Annotated in this window: 1 pseudogene; it reads left to right on the top strand. The window is 67.1% G+C overall.

Annotated elements, in window-relative coordinates:
• Window positions 1–69: 69 nt before the first annotated feature.
• A pseudogene (locus AB4Y84_RS22370) lies at window positions 70–1,015 on the top strand (RNA-binding protein); the annotation flags it as partial.

The following is a 1,015-nucleotide window of genomic DNA, read 5'->3' as shown; positions in this document are numbered from 1 at the left end:
AAGTTGGCACGGCCATTGCTCTATATCCAGCAAGACACGACGCGGGCTGTTCCCGCCGAGGACATCAACATGGCCAACCTTTCGCTCTTCTCCTGGATGCGCACCCCGCAGCCGCCGCAGGCAGACACCGTCAATGAAGCCGGTGGCCTGGCCTACCGCCGCGACTCGCGTGCAGCGCTGGCGCTGTATGCGGCCACCGGGTGCCTGAACAACACTTTCTACAGCGACGCCGAGGCGCAGCTGCAGCAGGTGCTGGCGCTGACCGCGCAGGTCGAGCCGCGCTTCATCGCCCGCACCGCGCTGTACGCCCGCCAGGTTGCGCACATGAAGGACATGCCGGCACTGCTGCTGGCGGTGCTGAGCCTGCGCGATCCGGAGGCGTTCGCCCTGGTGTTCCCGCGGGTGATCGACAACGGCCGCCAGCTGCGCACGTTCGTACAGATCATGCGTAGCGGCCAGGTGGGGCGCCGTTCGCTGGGCTCGCTGCCCAAGCGCAGGGTGCGTGAGTGGATCCAGCAGGCGTCGGCGGAAACGCTGGTGCGTGCGGCAATCGGCCAGCAGCCGTCGCTGGCCGACCTGATCCGCATGGTGCACCCGAAGCCGGCCAACGCCGAGCGCAAGGCGCTGTATGCATGGATCATCGGTCGTCCGTACGACGAGGTGCAGCTGCCGGCAGTGGTGCAGGCGTACGAGGCGTTCAAGCGTGACCCGCGCGGACTGCCGCCGGACCTGCCGTTCCAGTACTACAGCACGCTGCCGCTGGATGCGGCGCAGTGGTCGGCACTGGCCCGCAACGCATCGTGGCAGTCGATGCGGATGAACCTCAACACGTTCGCCCGCAATGGCGTGTTCAATGATCCGGCGATGGTGCAGGTGATCGCGGATCGCCTGCGTGATCCGCAGCAGGTGCGTCGTGCCCGTGTGTTGCCCTACCAGCTGCTGATGGCGTTCCACGCGGGCGCTCGACAGGTCCCGGCACTGATCACTGCTGCAGAATCCGCTTTCGCCCTTGCCC

Origin of the sequence: Stenotrophomonas sp. 2YAF22, assembly GCF_052114665.1 — a bacterium.
Classification (GTDB): domain Bacteria; phylum Pseudomonadota; class Gammaproteobacteria; order Xanthomonadales; family Xanthomonadaceae; genus Stenotrophomonas; species Stenotrophomonas indicatrix.
The sequence above is the reverse complement of the archived record's forward strand: the minus strand, read 5'-3'. Positions and strand labels throughout refer to the sequence as shown.